Origin of the sequence: Urechidicola vernalis (assembly GCF_031846385.1) — a bacterium.
Lineage (GTDB): Bacteria > Bacteroidota > Bacteroidia > Flavobacteriales > Flavobacteriaceae > Urechidicola > Urechidicola vernalis.
Map to the genome: position 1 here is coordinate 372863 of NZ_JAVRHV010000002.1, position 19647 is coordinate 392509.

General features: G+C 32.8%; 16 protein-coding genes and 1 tRNA gene. 11 read left to right on the forward strand and 6 right to left on the reverse strand.

Annotated elements, in window-relative coordinates:
• Positions 1-14 precede the first annotated feature (14 nt).
• Positions 15-1271 carry a transcription termination factor NusA gene (gene nusA / locus RM519_RS06880; RefSeq protein WP_311592927.1) on the reverse strand — a complete coding sequence of 419 codons (1257 nt, stop codon included), beginning with the start codon at positions 1269-1271 and terminating at the stop codon, positions 15-17.
• A gap of 4 nt (positions 1272-1275) precedes the next feature.
• Complete coding sequence (rimP, locus tag RM519_RS06885) at positions 1276-1743, reverse strand: ribosome assembly cofactor RimP (protein ID WP_311592928.1); 468 nt, start codon at positions 1741-1743, stop codon at positions 1276-1278.
• Positions 1744-1987: 244 nt separating this feature from the next.
• Between rimP and RM519_RS06890 the strand changes: the two genes are divergently transcribed.
• The 3 genes from RM519_RS06890 to RM519_RS06900 are packed head-to-tail and all read left to right on the forward strand — an operon-like array spanning position 1988 to position 4634.
• Complete coding sequence (locus RM519_RS06890; RefSeq protein WP_311592929.1) at positions 1988-2821, forward strand: universal stress protein; 834 nt, start codon at positions 1988-1990, stop codon at positions 2819-2821.
• A gap of 32 nt (positions 2822-2853) precedes the next feature.
• Positions 2854-3777: a phage integrase SAM-like domain-containing protein gene (locus RM519_RS06895; protein WP_311592930.1), complete on the forward strand. Its 924-nt coding sequence runs from the start codon at positions 2854-2856 to the stop codon at positions 3775-3777.
• A gap of 26 nt (positions 3778-3803) precedes the next feature.
• Positions 3804-4634, forward strand: a complete 831-nt coding sequence (locus RM519_RS06900) for an amidohydrolase family protein (RefSeq protein WP_311592931.1) — start codon at positions 3804-3806, stop codon at positions 4632-4634.
• Positions 4635-4738: 104 nt separating this feature from the next.
• Here the strand turns inward: RM519_RS06900 and RM519_RS06905 are convergent.
• Positions 4739-4810, reverse strand: a tRNA-Gln gene (locus RM519_RS06905).
• Positions 4811-4974: 164 nt separating this feature from the next.
• Here RM519_RS06905 and RM519_RS06910 point away from each other — a divergent pair.
• Both RM519_RS06910 and RM519_RS06915 read left to right on the forward strand, forming a co-directional pair.
• Entirely contained in the window at positions 4975-8064 is a 3090-nt protein-coding gene (locus RM519_RS06910) for a protein O-mannosyl-transferase family (protein ID WP_311592932.1), read from the forward strand.
• Position 8065: 1 nt separating this feature from the next.
• Positions 8066-8686, forward strand: coding sequence for a polysaccharide deacetylase family protein (locus RM519_RS06915; RefSeq protein WP_311592933.1), 621 nt, complete (start codon positions 8066-8068; stop codon positions 8684-8686).
• Here the strand turns inward: RM519_RS06915 and RM519_RS06920 are convergent.
• The 3 genes from RM519_RS06920 to RM519_RS06930 form a co-directional block, all read right to left on the reverse strand.
• A complete protein-coding gene (locus RM519_RS06920; protein ID WP_311592934.1) occupies positions 8683-8979 on the reverse strand; it encodes a thioredoxin family protein in 297 nt (98 codons plus the stop codon). The two genes, RM519_RS06915 and RM519_RS06920, sit on opposite strands and share 4 nt — an antisense overlap.
• Before the next feature lie 150 nt (positions 8980-9129).
• On the reverse strand, positions 9130-10530 hold the full coding sequence (locus RM519_RS06925) for an aldehyde dehydrogenase family protein (protein WP_311592935.1): 1401 nt from the start codon (positions 10528-10530) through the stop codon (positions 9130-9132).
• Between the two features lie 73 nt (positions 10531-10603).
• The gene (locus tag RM519_RS06930) at positions 10604-11821 is read right to left on the reverse strand and encodes a metallophosphoesterase (RefSeq protein WP_311592936.1); all 1218 of its coding nucleotides are present in this window, start codon (positions 11819-11821) and stop codon (positions 10604-10606) included.
• A 160-nt stretch (positions 11822-11981) separates the two neighbouring features.
• On the opposite strand from RM519_RS06930, the gene polA reads away from it, so the two are divergent.
• From polA to RM519_RS06960, 6 genes are all read left to right on the forward strand, one after another.
• Positions 11982-14807, forward strand: coding sequence for a DNA polymerase I (polA, locus tag RM519_RS06935; RefSeq protein ID WP_311592937.1), 2826 nt, complete (start codon positions 11982-11984; stop codon positions 14805-14807).
• A gap of 113 nt (positions 14808-14920) precedes the next feature.
• Positions 14921-16402, forward strand: a complete 1482-nt coding sequence (locus RM519_RS06940) for a thioredoxin-like domain-containing protein (protein WP_311592939.1) — start codon at positions 14921-14923, stop codon at positions 16400-16402.
• Between the two features lie 432 nt (positions 16403-16834).
• Entirely contained in the window at positions 16835-17965 is a 1131-nt protein-coding gene (locus RM519_RS06945) for a glycoside hydrolase family protein (RefSeq protein ID WP_311592940.1), read from the forward strand.
• A gap of 205 nt (positions 17966-18170) precedes the next feature.
• Entirely contained in the window at positions 18171-18638 is a 468-nt protein-coding gene (locus RM519_RS06950) for an OsmC family protein (RefSeq protein ID WP_311592942.1), read from the forward strand.
• Positions 18639-18708: 70 nt separating this feature from the next.
• Positions 18709-19089, forward strand: a complete 381-nt coding sequence (locus RM519_RS06955; protein WP_311592943.1) for a VOC family protein — start codon at positions 18709-18711, stop codon at positions 19087-19089.
• An 8-nt stretch (positions 19090-19097) separates the two neighbouring features.
• Positions 19098-19529: an MBOAT family O-acyltransferase gene (locus RM519_RS06960; RefSeq protein WP_311592944.1), complete on the forward strand. Its 432-nt coding sequence runs from the start codon at positions 19098-19100 to the stop codon at positions 19527-19529.
• Positions 19530-19647 lie beyond the last annotated feature (118 nt).

A 19647-nucleotide genomic window follows, 5' to 3' on the forward strand; every position in this document is an offset into this window, starting at 1 on the left:
GCGAAAATTACTATTTAATTTTCAAACTCTGCTTTTAAAATGTTTTGAACCTCTACGATTGTTTCTTCTTCTAAATCAGTTCTTTTCACCAATTCAGCAACATCTTGACTCAATACACTTTTTGCAGTATCTAATCCAACATTTTGGAATTCCTTAATTACCCATCCTTCGATTTCGTCCGTAAATTCAGCTAATTCAACATCTTCGTCTTCAACTCCTTCTCTTTGAACGTCTAAATCGTATCCAGTTAATTGGCTCGCTAAACGAATATTCACTCCGTTTCGTCCAATTGCTTTAGAAACTTCCTCTGGCTTTAAGAACACATCTACACGTCCTTTCTTACCGTCTTCTCTTCCTTCTTCTTCATGAATATCCATAGATGTTACTTTAGCAGGGCTCAAGGCACGTGCTATAAATAACTGGTTATTCTTAGTATAGTTAATTACATCAATATTCTCATTTCCTAATTCACGAACAATACCATGAATTCTAGATCCTTTCATACCAACACAAGCTCCTACAGGATCAATTCTATCATCGTAAGAATCTACCGCTACTTTTGCCTTTTCACCAGGGATCCTTGCGACACCTTCAATAGTAATTAAACCATCAAATACTTCTGGAATCTCTTGCTCAAATAATTTCTCTAAGAACTTAGGTTCTGTTCTAGACAAAATAATTACTGGCTTATTTCCTCTTAACTCAACCGTTTTAATAATACCTCTTACAGACTCTCCTTTTCTAAAGTAATCCGAACGAATCTGTTCACTTTTAGGCATGATGATTTCGTTTCCTTCATCATCTAACAAAATAACAGCATTATGCTTAATATGATGTACTTCTGCACTATATAAATCGCCCTCTAAATCTTTAAAGTGCTTAAATATATTTGTGCTATCGTGCTCATGAATTTTAGAAATTAAATTTTGACGTAAAGCCAAAATTGCTCTACGACCTAAATCCATTAATTTAACCTCTTCCGATACATCTTCTCCAATTTCAAAATCTGGCTCAATTTTTCTCGCCTCTGCTAATTCAATTTCTTCATTATCATCCTCCGACATTCCATCAGCTACAACAATTCTATTTCTCCAAATCTCTAAATCTCCTTTATCTGGATTTATAATAATATCAAAATTATCATCTGAACCAAATTTACGTTTTAAAGCCGCTCTAAACACCTCTTCCAATAACGCCATTAACGTTACTCTATCAATACTTTTGTCGTCTTTAAATTCTGAAAACGAATCTATTAATGCTAAATTTTCCATTTCTTTAATTAAAAATAATCTTCACTTTTGCTTCCTTTATACTATTGTAATCAATTACTGCTTGTTTTGTTACAGTAACTTTTCCTTTTCCAATTGGTTTAGGCTCTCTAGCTTTCCATTCTAAACTTACATTGTTTAAATCTGCACTCACTACAGTTCCTTCTATTTTTTCTCCTTCAACAGTTTTAACACTTAAAATCCTTCCAATATTCTTTTGATATTGTCTTGGAACTTTTAACGGCTTAGAAATGTCTACCGAAGTCACTTCAAGAGAAAAATCTTCATCTTCTCTATCTAAATTATGCTCTATATGGCGGCTAATTCTAATACACTCATTCAAGTTAATTCCAGCATCACCATCTAGCTCTATAAAAATCTTATTATTTGCTAAAAAAGATAATTCAATCAAGAATAAAGTCTCATTCTCTTCCAATGCTTCCTGCAACAACTGCTTTACAACCTCTTGATTCATTTATTAAATTTCACTTTTATTATGAAACAAACTTTCTTTTTATGAAGTAATTTTTAAAAAAATTACAACTGTTTTTTTTATTCTTTTGTATAAAAAGAGGGGACTTCACGTCCCCTCCACTTTCCAAATAATACTTTATTTTCGACTGCAAATATACAACTATTTTTTTAATGATAAAAATCATTTAAACTTGTATTTCTTTTTTTGTAACTTTACAAAACACCCACTATAAAAAATGATGGTCATGAAAAAAATTTTAGTCCCAATAGATTTCTCAAATCAGGCAGAATATGCAGCCAAAGTAGCAGCAAAAATTGCAGAAGAAACAAATAGTGAACTGCATTTATTACACATGTTAGAATTGCCAACTGAAGTAATTGATCCTTCTAACTTTGGCGCCGAAAACAATTCTCCTTCTACGCTTTTATATATGAAACGTGCACAGGAGAAATTTGAAAAATTAACGAAGCGCTATTACCTAAGAAATGTAAAAGTGGTAAAATCTGTTTTTTTTCATGAAACTTTTGACGGTATTATTAAGGAAAGTCAAAAACAAAATGCAGATTTAATTGTTATGGGATCTCAAGGAGTTTCTGGATTTGAAGAAATGTTTGTGGGTTCTAATACAGAAAAAGTAGTACGTCATTCTGATGTTCCAGTATTAGTTATTAAAAATGAAATTGATGATTTTAAATTAGAAAATCTCGTCTTCGCCTCTAATTTTGACGAAGATGGACTCAAAACATTCACAAACATCGTTTCATTTGCAAAAATATTCAATGCTAAAATTCATTTATTAAAAGTGAATACTGCTCAGAGTTTTGAACCTACAATCAAATCTCAATTAAAAATAAAAGAGTTTGTAAACCATTCTGATTTAAAAAACTATACCATAAACATTCATAATGATGTTACTGTAGAAATGGGCATCTTAAATTTTGCCGAATATATTGAAGCTGATGTTATTGCATTAAATACACATGGTCGCAGAGGTCTTATGAGCTTCTTTAGCGGCAGTATCTCTAAAGACATTTCGAATCACTCCGTTTTACCAGTTATTACTTTTAAATTGAAATAATTCTTGATTAATTTTTTATTTCTGATACAAAGATGACGGACAAACCTCAAAACTTTTTGCTTACCGACGCAATTCAAAACATAATTCACTCTTCTAGATCTGGTACTAAAAAATTATCAAAAAACAGGATTGCCTCGTACGGCTCATTTAAAAAAATAATAGAAGGCTATGAAATTTACCTGCAAAAATCAATATATGTTCAAAATATAAATTTAGATTTTCTGAATAAGTTCTCTTCTTATTTAGAAGAGGAAAAAAAATATTCTAATGGCTATTCATTGAAGAAAATAGCCGATTTAAAAACGATTTGTTTAAATGCAGAACAGAAAGGTTTTAAAATTAACACCGAATTAAAAACATATAAAGCACTCAAAGAGAAAAAGCAACACATCATCTATCTAACTATTGAAGAGTTAGAAATGATCAAAATATTTCCTCTTTTTGACTCAGAACTAGAAAACGCTAGGAAATGGCTATTATTAGGATGTGAAATTGGTCAAAGATCTGTTGATTTATTAAAAATCGACGAATCAAGTCTAACCACAAAAAAAGGAATAGAAGTAATTGAACTAACACAAGAAAAAACAGGCAAGCAAATTTCTATTCCGATTCGACCATCTTTAAAACTAATACTAACTGATGGATTTCCTACTAAAAAACCTCTTCACAAGTTAAACGAACAAATTAAAAAAATCTGCAAACTATGCGGAATCAATCAAAAGATTGAAGGTGTCTTATATGATTTTGAATCAAAACGTAGAACAGAAGGAATTTTTGAAAAACACAGGTTGATAACAGCTCATGTATGCAGACGGACATTTGCCATAAACAACTACGGAAAAATGCAAAGTCGCTTATTAAGACAAATTACTGGACATAGCACAGAAACAATTTTACTCGAATATATTGGCAAGAAAGAGACTCCTCACAAATCTCAAACATTAAGTTTATTTTAATTATTTATGCTCTCAATACCTAAATCATGGTAATAGATTCTCATCAACATTTTTGGAAATACAATATAGAATCCCATGCTTGGATAAATGACGAAATGAAAGTAATCCGCCAGGATTTTCTACCATCTGATTTAAAAGAAGTATATCTGAAACACAATATAGATGGCTGCGTAGCAGTTCAAGCAGACCAAACTACTGAAGAAACTGACTTTTTAGTATCATTAGCAGAAGAAAACAACTTTATTAAAGGGGTTGTTGGATGGGTAGATTTAAAGTCTGGCATACTTGAAAAAGATTTAGAGAAGTATAGCACCGACTCACTTGTAAAAGGATTTAGGCATATTGTACAAGGTGAGACTGACCCAGAATTCTTACTCAGATCTGATTTTTTGCGAGGGATTTCTAAATTAGAAAAATACGGTTACACCTATGATATTTTAATTCTCCCGCATCAATTAAAAACTACTTTAGAGTTTGTGAAACGTTTTCCAAATCAAAAATTTGTCATAGACCATATTGCAAAACCATATATTAAAGATGGTTTATTCAATGAATGGGCTACTTTAATGAAAGAAATTGGAAAACACGAAAACGTTTATTGTAAAATTTCGGGAATGATTACCGAGGCTCACTATAAATTATGGACTCCAGCACAAATAAAACCGTATATGGATTTAACATTAACTGCTTTTGGACCCGATAGAATTATGTTCGGTTCTGATTGGCCAGTTTGCTTGGTGGCTGGCAACTATGAAAAAGTAAAATCGTTGGCCACAAATTTCATCGCTCAATTGAGTAGTAATGAGCAAGAAAATTTTATGGGAGCCAACGCCATTAAATTTTACAATTTGACTTGAAATGATTCTTTTTTTTCCAGTGTAAATAACTCATTTTCACTATAAAAAAACTGACATTTAAAGCCACTAAAAAAGCCACTCAAATGAGTGGCTTTAAATGCTTGTTGTCCCACAAGGACTCGAACCTTGAATGTCGGTACCAAAAACCGGTGTGTTACCAATTACACCATGGGACAATTGCGGGTGCAAATTTACTGTATTCTTTTAATTTTGCAAACATTTTTTAAGTTTTTTAAACTGTAATTTAAATTTAACATCTTGTTAATACTTTTTGCACCTAAAACTCCGTTTTATTGCATCACTTATTTTTAGTAAATTCGCCCTTGATAAAAATGAATCTATGTCATCATTGAACTATTCCAAACTAAACACCATTCTAGGATGGTCAGTATTTGCAATTGCATTATTAACTTACACCTTAACTCTAGAACCAACCGTTAGTTATTGGGATTGTGGCGAGTATATTTCTACCGCCGTTAAATTAGAAATTGGACACCCTCCTGGGGCTCCTCTATTTCAAATTTTGGGGGCGTTTTTTGCTATGTTTACATCAGATGTCACTCAAATTGCAGCAATGGTCAACTTTATGTCGGCCTTATCTAGTGCTTTTACCATTCTATTTTTATTCTGGACGATTACTGCTTTAGCTAAAAAAGTGGTTGCCAAAACGGAAGAAATTAGCGGTGGAAACATGTATGCTATATTGGGTAGTGGCTTGGTAGGATCTTTAGCCTATTGTTTCTCAGATAGTTTTTGGTTTAGTGCTGTTGAAGGTGAAGTATATGCAATGTCATCATTTTTAATGGCATTGTTATTTTGGCTAGGAATTCGTTGGGAAGCAGAAATGCACAAACCAAAAGGAAATAAATGGTTGCTAATTATCAGTTTTGTTGTAGGACTCTCATTTGGAGTACACATTCTTTCATTGTTGGTAATTCCTTCATTGGTTTTGCTTTATTTCTTCAAAAACTATAAGAGCTATGATAGTAAGAAATTTATCATAGGAAACATTGCTTCTATAGCCGTATTACTTTTCATTTTTAAATTTTTATTCCCGTTTACTTTAAAATACTTTAGTGCTTTAGAACTATTCTTCATCAACACTATTGGACTTCCTTTTAATACAGGAAGTATTATAGCTATGATTTTACTGGTCGCTGGATTCTATTTTGGATTGAATTATACCAGAAAGAAAAACAAAGTAGGCGCCAATACACTATTATTATCAGTACTCTTTGTAATGATCGGATTTTCATCTTGGTTAATGTTACCAATAAGAGCCAATGCAAATACAACGATAAACGAAAACAATCCTTCGAGTGCACGTGAATTATTAGCCTATTACAATCGTGAGCAATACGGAGATGCAAGTGTCTTCTACGATAAATATTATTCACTTTATTATAAAAGAGAACAAAAAACAGATCCTCAAGGAAATCCTCTTTTTAGAGACGATAAACCTAAATACGAGAAAAATTTTGAAACAGGGAAATATGTAATTGTTAATGATTTCACCAATGTTTTACCTGATTATTCTGACAAACACAAAGGACTTATTCCAAGGATGGTAGATCCTTCACCAAATGTAATCCAAAACTATAAAGCCATAGCGGGTATTCCGCAGAGTAGCAAACGAAAGCCTACTATGATTGAAAATGTTCGATTTATGATCGATTTTCAATTTGGCTATATGTACGGTCGTTATTTTATGTGGAATTTTGTTGGACGACAAAACGACATTCAAGGAAACCTAGACATTCACAATGGAAACTGGATAAGCGGTATTAATTTTATTGACAGCATGCGTCTTGGACCACAATCCGACCTTCCGGATGATATTAAAAACAACAAGGGAAGAAATACCTATTTTTTCCTTCCATTAATATTAGGTTTAATCGGAGTATTATTCCATTTAAGAAATGACAAAGAGAATTTTTACACCCTATTATTATTCTTTGTATTCACCGGATTGGCAATTATTTTCTACACCAATCCAAAACCATTTGAACCAAGAGAACGCGATTATGCCGTTGTAGGTTCGTTTTATGTATTCGCTGTTTGGATTGGATTTGGCGTGTTGGCTTTGTATCAAATTGCATCGCAGTTTGCTCCTAAAAAAATTGCCGCGTTTGCAATTTCTGGAATTACCTTATTAGCAGTTCCTGTTTTAATGGCGCAGCAAAATTGGGACGATCATGACAGGTCAAACAGATATACCTCGCATTTAAATGCAAAAGCTTATTTAGATTCTTGCGCAGAAAATGCAATCATGTTTACCATTGGAGATAATGACACTTTCCCTCTTTGGTATATGCAAGAAGTGGAAAATTATAGAACTGATATTAAATTGGTAAACACAAGTCTATTTGCTACAGATTGGTATATCGATCAAATGAAACGAGCAACATATGAAGCGCCTCCAATTCCTTCTCAACTAACACATGATGAGTATAAATATGGAACTATGGATTTGGCGTACCACTATCCGCTGCCTCAATTTAAAGATAGTATCATAGAAATCGATTATTTAATGCGTTGGATACAAAGTAAAAATGATGTTACTTACGTAGAAACCATAAATGATAAAAAAGAAAAAACATATCCTACAAATAAGATTAGAATTCCTGTTGACAAGGCTGCTGTTTTAGCAAGTGGATTGGTTAAACCGCAAGATGCCGATTTAATCGTTCCTTATATAGATATTGAAATTGATCAAGACGGATTGACCAAGAATAGAATTTTAATGTTGGACATCTTAGCCAATAACAATTGGAAACACCCAATTTACTTTACTGGTGGAGCGTCAGCAGATGAAGAATATATCTGGCTAAAAGATTATTTACAATCTGATGGACTGGTCTTTAAGTTTGTTCCTATTTACACGCCAAAAGGAGATAAGAGTTTATTTGATATGGGGCGTTTAGACGCAGAAATAAACTACAATTACTTTACCAATATAGATTGGAAAAACATTAACGATGGCAAAATTTATTTAGATACAGAAACTCGTAAAAATGCCGTTTCTATGCGTAATAATATGTTGCGTTTAGTTGACCAATTAATTCTAGAAGGAGACTCTATTAGAGCGGAAGAAATAATTGATCTTTCTTTAGATAAAATGCCGGTAGAAGGCTTTTTACATTACGGAATGTTATTAGGCTACCCAGAAGCATATTACAGAATTAACAAGCCAGAAAAAGCAAGGATATTAATTGAAGAGTTAGCCGTTAAATTCGAGCAGAACTTAGTGTATTATAGCCGATTTGACGATACTTATTTAGAAGCCGTTTTTGATGAGATTGAAAACAATTTAATGATGTATGATCAACTTGTAAGAACTGTTAATAATTACGATACAGAAGAACAAGCTAAACTTGCACGAGATAGGTATGTTGAACATATTGAATTATTCAGTGATTTATTAGAATAATATGAAGGCGTATTTTGTAAAAACTCCACACTGGATTCAACGTTTATTTAAGAATTGGGTTTGGAGTTTTTCTACTTCTAAAAAAGAGATTTACCTAACTTTTGACGATGGACCAACGCCAGAGATAACCGAATGGACGCTAACAGAACTTGCTAAGTTCAATGCCAAAGCTACCTTCTTTTGTATCGGAAAGAATGTAAAAAAATATCCTGACATCTTTCAAAAAATTATTGAGCAAGGACATTCTATTGGCAACCATACGCACAATCATTTAAATGGCTGGAATGAGCAAACTGAGGAATATTTGAATAATTCGGAGAAAGCGGCCTTGGAGATCGATTCAAAACTCTTTAGACCTCCTTATGGAAAACTAAAATTGAGTCAGGCTAAAAAACTGAGAACACTTGGCTATAAAATTATTATGTGGGATGTTTTAAGTGCCGATTTTGATCAATCAATCTCTAAAGATAAGTGTTTGGAGAATGTTCTAAAGAACACGCAAAACGGTAGTGTCATTATTTTTCATGACAGTTTAAAAGCAGCAAAAAACTTGAAATTTACACTCCCTAAAGTCTTAGAAGCGTTTACTAAAAAAGGATATAGTTTTAAAGCAATAAACTAAACGTATTGCTCTACTAAACTTATTAACGAATTAGCATCTTGTTCTCCCGTTTGACGCCATTTCATCTCCCCTTCTTTATAGATAATAAAAGTTGGATTCCCTTTGATTCTTAATGCGTTTGCTAAGGTTTCATTTTTATCAACATCAATCTTAATCACCTTTGCCTTGTCACCTAAAGCCGCAGCCACATCTCGTAACACAGAATGCAATTCAGTTGTCGCTTCTTCTAACTCTGCATAAAAGTCTATTAACACAGGGATTTCAGAACTTATTAACTCGCCAAACTTTGCCATAAATAGAAAATATTGTTTGTATCTTAACTTAAAATGTAGGTGAATTATTATAATTATCTGTAATTCAACAACACTTTAATACACAAATATAAGATTTTCTTATAATTTAACATAATTAGAGTGTTAGGGGAATGTTAAATCGAAGAACACCTAAAACCACTTAACAGTAAATTCTGTCAATCGTTTCTTAAAATTATTATAAGGAGGAAACAATAATTGAATCGCTCCAAAGGTATGTTGTTTCATTACTGAACGCGCGTTAGAAAATTCTTGAAAACCATAAAAACCATGTACCTTCCCTATTCCACTATTGTTAGAACCACCAAATGGTAGATAGTGATTTGAATACTGAATTAAGTTATTATTAACACAAGTACTTCCTGCTCTGGTATTGTCTAATAAGTACTTTATGTTTTTATTCTTAGAACTATAAATATAAAGTCCAAGTGGCTTCTCTTTTGATTGAATGATTTCAATGGCCTCTTCTAGCGTATTGAAGGTAACAATTGGTAAGAGTGGGCCAAATATCTCCTCTTGCATTACTCGAGAAACCAGAGTAACATTAGACAAAACGGTAGGTTCTAATCTAAGAATATCCTTATCACTATTCCCACCAATTTCAACAGTTGCACCGCTTTTAACTGCATCATCTAACATTCCTTTCATTCGATCAAAATGACCCTCATGTATCAATTTACAATAATGTTCTGATTGCATTGGATGCTCGGTAAAGAAATCGGTTATGGCATTCTTTAAAGCCCCGATAAACTCTTTTTCTACCTTTTGTTCAACTAACACATAATCTGGCGCTAAACATGTTTGACCAGCATTGGCAAAACGACCCCAAACAATTTTCTTCGCCGCCGTTTTTAAACTAGCGCTACTATCAACAATTGTTGGTGATTTACCTCCTAACTCTAGGGTTACAGAAGCCAAATGTTTGGCTGCCGCAGCCATAACTATTTTTCCAACCTGTGGTGAGCCAGTAAAATACACATGGTTAAAGGGTAACTTCAACAAATCAGTAGATTCTTGAACTGCTCCTTGAACCAATGCTATTTCATTTTCATTAAATAAATCCTTTATTATTTTCTCAATTATATCAGTAACATTCGGGCTCATTTCTGAAGGTTTTAAAACCACCGTATTGCCAGCAGCAATTGCCGAAACTAAGGGGCATAATGCCAAATGAAATGGGAAGTTCCAAGGTGCAATAATTAAACTAACACCTTTAGGTTCATATTTTATCCAGGAAGAAGCACCTAATAAAGACATCGGCGTTTTTACATAATTATTAGAAACCCAAGTTCTCATGTATTTAATGGCAAATTTTATCTCGCTAATTACAGGGAACAACTCTGTAAGATCTGTTTCTACTCTTGGTTTGTTCAGATCTGCTTCTAAGGCCTTATAAATATCTTCTTTATAAGTAACCATAATAGCCTTTTTTAAGGCTTCTAATTTTTTGATTCTCTCTTTAGCAGTAGTATTAGCCAAAGCATATTGATTTGCCTTTTGTGCATCAAATAATTCTTGAAATGGATTACTCATTTTAAATACTTTTTTAACAGATTGAAGGCGTATAATTTACGGCTAAATATAAAAGAATTTTTGAGAAAACAGACTAAGCGGTTTGTTTTTTCTTCTTTAGTGTAATTACCGAAATCTCCGGCCAAATACCTACACGACCTGGAAAGGCTAAAAATCCAAATCCTCGATTTACATTTATATAGCGCCCAAATTCTTCATACATACCTGCCCATTTTTTGTAAACATACTGTACCGGACTCCATTTAAAGCCAGGAATCTCGATACCAAATTGCATTCCGTGGGTATGTCCACTTAAAGTTAAATGGAATTTATCATCGTGATTTTTCACTTCAGACTCCCAATGCGAAGGATCGTGGCTCATTAATATTTTAAAATCTTCTTTATTAATTTTAGCAGTCGCCTTTTGCAAGTCTCCAGCCTTTTTAAATCGTGTTCCCCAATTTTCTACCCCAATCAAAGCAATTTTTTCATTCTCACGCTCTAAATATACACTATCATTCAACAATAAATCGAACCCTATTTTTGGATGAATATCTTTTATGGCTTGAAAGTTTTGCTCCTTTTCCTGAACAGAATTAAAACTCACATATTCTCCATAGTCATGATTTCCAAGAACTGAATATTTTCCTTGTTTTGCCTCTAACTTTTTAAAATAAGGAATCCAATCATCCATTTCACTCGCCACATTATTTACGATATCACCCGTAAACAAAATAACATCACTCTCTTGCTCATTAATCAAATCTATACCGTGTGCAATTTTTTCAGCATTGTCAAAACTACCACTATGCACATCTGAAATTTGTGTTAATTTAAACCCATCAAACGCTTCTGGCAAATCCTCAAAAAATAAGGTATGTTTCACAATCTGATAATTGTATTTCCCTCGAGTCATTCCGTATAAAATGGACGCAAAAGGAATCGCAGCAACACCTAAGGCCAATTTCCCTATAAACCCTCTTCTACTCGGAATTGAAACTCCTTCACCTTTAAAAAAATTAATAGACAGTCGAATAATTCTACTGATATCTTCACCAAACATAAAAAGCAGCATGAACAACTTTGGCACAAATGATAGAATAACCAATCCAAAACTTAACATTAAAGATTGAGGCATCCCACTACTTCTGTCGCTAGTTTCTATTTGATAAATTACATTGGCAATTATTGCTAAAGAAACAAGCCAATAAACCCACAGCCCTATTTTACTTTTTACAACTGTTTTAAAACTTTGAAACGCATAAAAATCCGCAACTAATAAAATTCCAATAAAAATAATCCAACGAAGCATAAACAGTTTAATTTGAGGTAAAAGTATTTTAATTATTGTTAAGTAGCGCCCCCTATTAGGGTTAATCTCTTGTTAAAAGTAGTATGACGAATTTGTTTTGGAAATATTACAAACAAGGTCGACTGATTTTAGTATTTTTACTTTCAATAATTATTTACACATGCCAGAACAAAAAAGACTCTTTCTTCTTGATGCCTTTGCCTTAATTTTTAGAGGTTATTACGCACTTATAAAAAATCCAAGAATCAATTCTAAAGGAATGGACACCTCTGCTATTTTAGGTTTTACCAATTCCTTATTAGATGTTATTAGACGCGAAAAACCAGATCATTTAGCCGTCGCTTTTGATAAAGGAGGTTCTTCGGCCAGAGTTGACGCTTTTCCAGAATATAAAGCCAACAGACAAGAAACACCGGAAGCTATTAAAATTGCCGTGCCGTATATTCATAAAATATTGGAAGCCATGAACATTCCGATTATTGAGGTAGCAGGTATTGAGGCGGATGACTTAATTGGAACACTTTCGGTGCAGGCAGATAAGGCAGGTTACAAAACCTTTATGGTTACCCCTGATAAAGATTATGCACAATTGGTAACCGATAATGTGGTGATGTATCGACCAGCAAGAATGGGGAATGGTATTGAAATTTGGGATGTAGAAAAAGTAAAAGAAAAATTTGAAATTGAAGACCCAAAACAGGTCATTGATTATTTAGGAATGATGGGAGATGCTGTAGACAACATTCCTGGTTTACCTGGTGTTGGAGACAAAACGGCGAAGAAATTCTTAAAAGCTTATGGTTCTATGGAAGGCTTACTTGCCAACACACATGAACTAAAAGGAAAAATGAAAGAAAAGGTAGAAGCCAATAAAGAACTAGGGCTTTTATCTAAGCAATTGGCTACCATTATACTCGATTGCCCAGTGCAGTTTCATGAAGATAATTTTGAATTATCTACTCCAGATTTTCAAGCGGTGTCAGACATTTTTCAAGAATTGGAATTTAGACGAACGTTTGAAAATTTTCAACGAATCTTTAAAGCACCTACTGAAAATAATACCGCAGAAAAAACAACACCAGTTTCAGAATCTGGAGGCAATGCACCAAGTACTTCGCAATTAGATTTATTTGCAGCGCCAAGCGACGCCCCGGCTGAAGTAATTACCGGATTTCAGGAAGCAAAAAACACCAATCATTTTTACCAACATATTAATAATGAATTAGCGCAAAACCTTCTCTTAAAAAAACTAATGCAACAAAAATCGGTTTGTTTTGATACCGAAACTACAAGCCTAAATACGTTTGAAGCACAATTAGTCGGAATCGCATTTTCTTTTGAAAAAGGAAAAGGATATTACTTACCAATTCCCGAAGACAAAAATCAGGCCTTAGTTATTTTGGATAAATTCAAAGCGTTTTTTGAAAATGAGGAAATTGAAAAAATTGGGCAAAATATCAAATACGACATCAAGGTTTTAAGCAATTATAGCATAGACGTGAAAGGCCCTATTTTTGATACCATGCTTGCGCATTACCTTATCAATCCAGACATGCGCCATAACATGAATGTGCTAGCAGAGTCTTATTTAAACTACCAAGCTATCTCAATAGAATCATTGATTGGCAAGAAAGGTAAAAATCAAAAAACAATGCGCGATGTTTCTGTTGATGATCAAACAGAATATGCCGTTGAAGATGCCGATATTACATTTCAATTAAAACAAGTTTTTGAAAAAGAACTGAAAGAAAACGGATTGACAAAATTGTTTTCAGAAATTGAAATTCCGCTATTGAAAGTCTTGGCTAAAATGGAAATAGAAGGAATTAATGTAGATGCAGACTTCCTTAAAGGTTTATCGGAAGATTTAAACAAAGACATTTTAGAATTGGAAACGAGTATCTATGGTGAAGCGGCGGTTGAGTTTAATCTGGCATCACCAAAACAGTTAGGAGAGGTACTATTTGATCACCTAAAATTGGTGGATAAACCAAAGAAAACAAAAACAGGTCAATACAAAACAAGTGAAGATGTATTGTCTTACTTGGCCAACGACCATGAAATTGTTGCCAATATTTTAAAATGGAGAGGCTTGGTAAAACTAAAAAACACCTATGTAGATGCCTTGCCAAATGAAATCAATTCAGAAACCAATAGAATTCACACTACTTATAGCCAAGCGGTAGCTGCAACAGGTAGATTGAGCTCTAACAATCCGAACCTACAGAATATTCCAATAAGAACCGAACGTGGCAAGCAAGTGCGTAAAGCCTTTGTTCCAAAAGATAAAAATTACACTCTATTGGCAGCGGATTATTCGCAAATAGAATTGCGTTTAATTGCGGAATTAAGTGGTGATGAAACTATGAAAAGTTCCTTTTTAAACGGAGAAGACATTCACCGCGCAACAGCGGCAAAAGTGTTTAATGTTGCTTTGGATGAAGTTACCAGAGAACAACGTAGCCATGCAAAAACCGTGAATTTTGGAATTATTTATGGAGTCTCTGCATTCGGTTTGAGTAACCAAACCAATTTAAGCAGAAAAGAGTCGAAAGCCCTAATTGACACCTATTACGAAACTTACCCTACCTTAAAAGCATACATAGCCAAACAAATAGATTTTGCCAGAGACAACGGCTATGTAGAAACTTTGTTAGGCAGAAGACGCTATTTAAAAAATATAAACTCGCAAAACGCAATTGTTCGTGGAGCAGCGGAACGAAATGCGGTAAACGCTCCAATACAAGGAAGTGCCGCTGATATTATTAAAATTGCGATGATTAATATTCAGAACCTATTTGAAAAAGAAAACTACAAATCTAAGATGTTATTGCAGGTGCATGATGAATTGGTTTTTGACATACATAAAGACGAATTAGAATTATTAAAACCGATTATAAAAGAGGAAATGGAAAACGCCTATAAATTATCTATTCCTTTAGATGTTGATATGGATATGGGCGATAATTGGTTGGATGCTCATTAAACTAAAAGAAAAAAATAGATAAACTCACAGAAAACTACGTTTATCCGGAAATAGCACCAGGATAAAAGTATATATTCTTATGATATAACACGTTATATGCAAGCAAGTTAAAAATGAGAAAACTACTGTTTCTAATAATTGCTATTTCAACAATCTATTGTAAACAAGAAAAAAAAGAAGTTTTTTCACTGAAAAAAGATGAATCAATTACTTTTAAGGAAATACCTAATGAAGTAACAATAACTGTTAATGATACGGTTTACTCTCAGGTTTTGAATATCTCTTTTAATGAATTTCAACCTATGCTAGATAAACTCTATCTGGGAAAATATCATAATAGAACATCTATAACTTTACCATTAGAAGATGAACTATCAATTAGTGGTTTTGACCTTCGGGGAAATTTTGGATATAACATTACAGTTCATAAAGGAGATAGTGTTTCAATAATTCATAATCACTTTAAATTAATTAACGGATATGAATTTGATTACCCAACATTTGAAATAACTAATAGAACTGCAAGTTTCTGTGAATTGAATTTTGATTATTTATTATATAAAAAAAATTTAGAAACAAATGCTTTTCCAACTACAAAACATGGAATACTGAAATTAAAGGATTTGGATTATAGTCAAAATGACAATAATTCAATTTATCTATTGGATAGTTTATTTGCAATTGACGCAATCTCTTCTGATTTTAGAAATAAAAAAGAAGTAGAATTATCCATTAATAGAGCTCAAATCACATTATATAAATCCATTGATAAAAAAGAGAAACTTGATGTCTCAGAATTAGAAATGTCATTAAATAATGAAGAATTATATTTAAATGATAAATATCTATCTTTCTTATTAAGTGTGATTAAAAATGAATATTTCTTTGATAGAAAAAAATATCCGAAACCATCAGAGTATTTTGATTATATCTCTACAAATGAAACTTTTTTAAAAGGAAAATTAAAAACAGCTATTTTAAAAAGAAATTTAAAAGGTATTAACTCAAGTGAGAATGAAAAGTTTTTTCTCTACTTAGAAAAGTTCAAACAAATTGCAATAGATAAGGAGGATATAGATTTCTTGGAGCGTGCTTTAAAATATCAAGAAAAACAAAGGAATTCAACAGGTGGTTTAATGGAAATACCTACTGATAATATTAGTCGTTTGAAACTGATGGGAGATGAAACTATTTATGATTTCGAAAAAATATTGAAAAGTGAAAAAGGAAAAGTAGTATTGGTTGATTTTTGGGCTAGTTGGTGTATTCCTTGTAGGCGAGAAACACCCTACCTTCAAAAACTTGATGAATCAATAGACCATTCTAAGTTCACAATAATTTCGATATCAACAGATAAAGATTTAAAGGCATGGGAAAGAGCCTCAAAAATGGATGGTCTTGATAAAAACAAACATAACTACTTAATTTCTAATTGGGAAAATTCATCACTTCATTCAAATTATCAGATTCACACAATTCCTCGGTATTTGCTTTTTGATTCAGATGGAAAAATAATTGATGATGATGCTCCAAGACCAAGTAACGAGGAACTTAAAAAACTAGTGGAGAAAAACATAAGCAAAGCCAGCATATAACAATGGCTATAATTCATTGTGGCATTAGAAGAAAAAAATATAAATTTAACAAACCAATCGGCTGATTTCATAAGAGGAAAAGTCTCCGACATTTTCCACAACGAAATCATAGCCTAACCGTTGTGACACATTCAACTAGCGTTGAACTTTTGTTGCTACGTGCTTTGCACGCCCAATAATCAGAATTTAGTTCAGTACATCGTCATTTTTTATTGGTCTTCATGAATCTCACAAGTTCGATTTGACAAATAACGATAATGATATTATCTATTTGATGAACTATTATCGAACTTTAATAGGAAGTACTTTACTTCGATAATAGTTCATCAAATTCTTTATATTTACTCTTAAAACACAGAACGGAGCATGTCCCGAAGAATTGAGGGTTTTAGCAGGTCGTTAGCGATTATACTATAAAGCGAAGAACGCATAATGAAACTTAAAAGAATAAAAAGATTACTGGTACAAATATTTTGTATTATAGCCGTTTTTTCCTGCCAAAATAGTTCTTCGCCTAGTAGAACAAAATATTTAAAAAAAGCAGACTATAAGGATTTACGTTTTGATGAGTTGTCCCCAAGCGTGAAGGAAAATTTCTTTAATCATTCTAAAAATGAACATGTTCTTGTAGAAGAAGATTATTATGTCTGGGGAGTATCGGTAATAAAATGGAAAGGAAAATATCATGCATATTATTCAAGATGGAACAAAAAATACAAGCATAAAGGATGGATGACCAACTGCGAAATTGCTCATGCAATTTCTGAGAAACCGGAAGGTCCCTTTAAATTTGTTAATGTAGTTTTACATGATAAAAAAACTAGTGGGTGGGATATAAACAATTCTCATAATCCTTATGCTATAATAGTGGAGGGGGAAATATGCCTGTACTATATTTCTAATGACATTAAGCCACTCCTAGAAAATGATAATTCCAATATGGCTTATCCTGATAGTTCTTGGTTTGCCAAAAACAGAAAAAATTTAAGAAATAGTCAACGTATTGGTGTGGCAATTTCTGACAATCCATCTGGTCCATTTTTACGTTCAGAAAAACCATTAGTGCAGCCAGATAATATTAAATTTAAAAATATTGCTGTTAATCCTTCAATTGTATATCATAACGATACATATACCATGATAATGAAGGGTGACGATGTAAATAAAGAAAAATGGTATAGAATTCAGTTGGTAGGCAAATCCTCTTCACCCGAAGGACCCTTTGAATTTTCATCAAAACCAGTATACAATAAGGCGCAAACAGAAGATGCTTGTATTTGGTTTGACGAAGTTTTGAATAAATATTACATGGTTTGTCATGTAATGGGAAAAACCGAACTTGCTCTTTTCAATTCAGAAAATGGTTCTGATTGGCGTCCAGATGAAAGAAGTATTTTTATGAAAAAAGAGTTTGCTCTTTCTGATGGTACAATATGGAAACCAGAACGTGTTGAACGTCCATTTGTTTTAACAAATGAAAAAGGCCAGCCAATAATGTTTTATGTTGCTGTTGCTGATAAAAATATTAACGGTAATATTGCCATACCAATAAAATTGGAATAAAAAACAAGTGCTAACAATAAGATAAATAAAAAGCCTAAATCGCTAAAAATGTGAGTAATTCATAAAGTTTCATAAGTTTTCAAGCGTTATAACGCCCATCAATTTTTGGTGGTAAACTGATAAGTTTGAATCCAAACTCCTTACCAAATCATTGCCAAAACCATTTTAAGTTATTTGTGAAATTGAATAAAAATTTAAATTCAGAATGAAAAAACATAGTTATGAAGTAAAAGTTCAATGGACAGGAAACGAAGGAAACGGAACTCTCAATTACAAGTCTTATAACAGAAACCATAAAATCATAGGTGACGGAAAATATACCGCAATCAATGGCTCATCTGACCCTGCTTTTTTGGGAGATAAAACAAGATATAATCCGGAAGACCTTTTTTTATCTTCTTTATCTGCTTGCCATATGCTTTTTTATTTACATCTATGTTCAGCACATAAAATAATAGTAACCGAATATGTAGATAAGGCTACAGGAATTATGGAGGAAACTAAAAACGGGAGCGGGAAGTTTAGCGAAGTTACCCTTAATCCGAAAGTAAAAATCACTGACGCAAATATGATAGAACAGGCAAATGAATTACACAAAAAAGCGAATGAACTCTGTTTTATTGCAAACTCTTGTAACTTTAAAATTGGACATAAAGCGGAAACAATCACGTGAAAATTAATTCTTATTTCTCACTACAAAGTCACAAACAAACATGTAGTATTCGATAATAATAATTTAAATAATGAACCTAAACCAAATAACAGTTCCATCATTAGACTTAACAAAATCAATTCCCTTTTATGAAAATTTAGGATTGAAATTGATTGTAAAAGCACTTCCGCATTATGCAAGGTTTGAATGCCCAAATGGAAACGCAACCTTTTCAATTCATCAAACAGACAAACTACCCAAGGGAGATGGAGTATATGTGTATTTTGAATGCGAAAATCTTGATGAGCACGTTGAAAACATAAAAAGAAATGGAATTGAGTTTGACCAAGAACCAACGGACCAAAGTTGGTTGTGGAGAGAAGCAAGGCTAAAAGATCTTGACGGGAATCAGCTGATATTATTTTATGGCGGAGAAAACCGACTAAATCCACCTTGGAGAATTAAAAACTGAAACCATAAATGTTGAATTTATCTGACTACGTAAAAAGAAGAAACGGCGTACCTTTAGGGCATCGAGATTCGCTTCGGAATATGTTATATCGCTCTCTAGGTGCAGGGAGGTTTTCCATATTTTGGAAATACTGGAACCCAATTTGGGGATATTATTTAGGGAAATACATTTTTAAACCGCTAAAACTGGTTTTACCTAAAGCATTAGCTCTTGTAATTACTTTTGTTGTCTGTGGTTTTATACATGACCTAGCCGTTATATTATTAAAACAAGCGCTTTTCCTGCTACTAACACCTTGGTTCTTATGTATGGGCATCTTTGTGGTTTTAGGAGACTATAGCAAAATTGACTACTCAAAATTGCCATGGATAGCACGTGCTTTCATAAACATATTAATCGTATCAATTTGCTTAGTTCTTGCTTACCAAGTAAGATTCTAAAATAAAATCTAGTTATTAAATTGTCTAACAAAAAAACGAATCACACCATCTATAAAAAACATTGTGTTCAGTTTCAAGAAAAAATGCTGTTTTATCTATGTTTCTGAAATTAAGCATA